General features: G+C 57.6%; 2 protein-coding genes. One reads left to right on the top strand and one right to left on the bottom strand.

The genetic code is table 11. The features are described from left to right. Positions 1-203: 203 nt before the first annotated feature. Positions 204-998, bottom strand: coding sequence for a thymidylate synthase (gene thyA / locus QJ48_RS34840; protein WP_054977814.1), 795 nt, complete (start codon positions 996-998; stop codon positions 204-206). A gap of 156 nt (positions 999-1,154) precedes the next feature. Between thyA and QJ48_RS34835 the strand changes: the two genes are divergently transcribed. Beyond that, a partial coding sequence (locus tag QJ48_RS34835) for an S-layer homology domain-containing protein (RefSeq protein WP_193394553.1) occupies positions 1,155-1,969 on the top strand: 815 nt, incomplete at its 3' end.

The raw sequence follows: 1,969 nt of genomic DNA, 5'->3' as shown, positions 1-1,969 counted from the left end.
CCCCCGGGTCTGCAGGAAATCTATATTTGAAGCCGCTTAGTAGCGGATATTTCCCGCAGACAAAGGCGAACGCTATCGCTCCTCCAGCAGATACCCCACCTCCGTATGTATCTCTATTTTATCAAAAACCTCTTTCTCAACACTCTGCCGCTTTGCGAACCGCAAGCGTCCTTGTTGCCTCATGATGCCCCCGTAAGCTCTCGTTATACCGCAATCGGCGCTTTGATCGACGGATGGCTCTGATACCCGACGATCTCGAAATCCTCGAACCGGTAATCGAACAGCGAATCCGGCTTCCGCTTGATCACAAGCTGCGGCAGCGGATACGGCTCGCGGGTCAGCTGCAGGTTGACCTGCTCCACATGGTTGGCGTAGATATGCACGTCCCCGCCCGTCCAGATCAGCTCACCCGGCTGCAGATCGCACTGCTGCGCCACCATATGCGTCAGGAACGCATAGCTTGCGATGTTGAACGGCAGCCCGAGAAACGTATCGACCGAACGCATGTTAAACAAGCACGACAGCTTGCCGTCCGCGACATAAAACTGGAACGCATAATGGCAAGGCGGCAGCGCCATGTTGTCCACTTCGGCGGGGTTCCATGCGCTGACCAGATGCCTGCGCGAATCGGGATTCCGCTTAATCTGTTCGACCAGCTTGGCGATCTGGTCGATGCTCCGTCCGTCCGGCGCCGGCCACGAACGCCACTGCGAGCCGTAGACCGGTCCGAGATTGCCGTTCTCGTCCGCCCACTCGTCCCATATCGTAACGCCGTTCTCTTGCAAGTAGCGGATATTCGTGTCCCCGCTCAAAAACCACAGCAGCTCGTGCAAGATCGAGCGGATGTGGAGCTTTTTCGTCGTCAGCAACGGAAAGCCTTCGGACAAGTCGAACCGGAGCTGCCGCCCGAATACCGAGATGGTCCCCGTTCCGGTACGGTCCTCCTTGCGCACTCCGTTCGCCATGATGTCCTGCAGCAGATCTAAATATTTTTGCATCGGTCGCACCTCGATCGTTCGTGATCGTTCTATTATAGCAAACTTTCAAGGCCCGCTTCATCAAAAAAAATATGAATCGCGTTCACACCGCGATGACAATTATCCGCTATAATAGATTCGTTACCATATATAACCATAATTTAGGAGGAAAATCATTTGACCAAGCATTCGTCCCACTGGAAAAAAACCGCCGTCCTATCGGTGCTCTCCGCTTCGCTGCTGAGCGTGCCCGGACTCTCGGGCATTCCTTACGCGCTGGCGGCCGAACCAGCGACGGCGACCAAAGCCGCCGCTTCGACTCCGGCCAAATCGGACATGCAGCTGGCCTTCGAGAAAGGAGCGGTCGAAGGGTACCCGAACGACACCGACCTGCGCGGCAGCCGGCCGGTGACCCGCGCGGAGCTCGTCACCATGCTGAACCGGGCAGCCAAGCTGGCGAAGAGCGACAAATCGGCGCAGCCTTTCTCCGACTTGGAGGCGTGGCAGCTTGAAGCGGTCACCAACGCCGTCGCCGCCGGCATCGTATCCAAAGACGATAGCGGCCTCTTCGAGCCGAACCGTCCGGTGACCCGCGAAGAACTGGCCGTCCTCGTCGTGCGCGCCCTCGCCAAAGGCCAGACGCCGAAAGTAAACCAGAACGTTCTGAGCTACTTCAAGGACGCTTCCTCCATCAGCGAATCGTCCCGTCCGTATGTCGCTTACGGGGTGCTCGCTGGCCTGTTTGAGCCGAAGCTGGACGGCAATTTCGATCCGAAGGGTTCCGTGACCCGCGACGAAGCGGTCAAGGCGCTGAAACCGGTCCTTTTCCAGGTTATCGATATTCTTACCACGAACGACATTCACGGCCATATCGAAGTGGGCTTTGACAAGAAGCGCAATCAGGCGCAGGGCGGCATTGAAACGCTCGGCGGCATCGTCGACGATTTCCGTTCGGTCAATCCCGGCGGCACGGTCGTCGTAGACGGCGGAGA

This window comes from Paenibacillus sp. A3 (assembly GCF_001399685.1).
Lineage (GTDB): Bacteria > Bacillota > Bacilli > Paenibacillales > NBRC-103111 > Paenibacillus_G.
Note: the sequence above shows the minus strand (reverse complement) of the source record. Positions and strands in the feature narration are given on the sequence as shown.

Coding starts and splice junctions, on each gene's coding strand:
- thyA (WP_054977814.1), bottom strand. CDS start 998: ATGCAAAAATATTTAGATCTGCTGCAGGACATCATGGCGAACGGAGTG.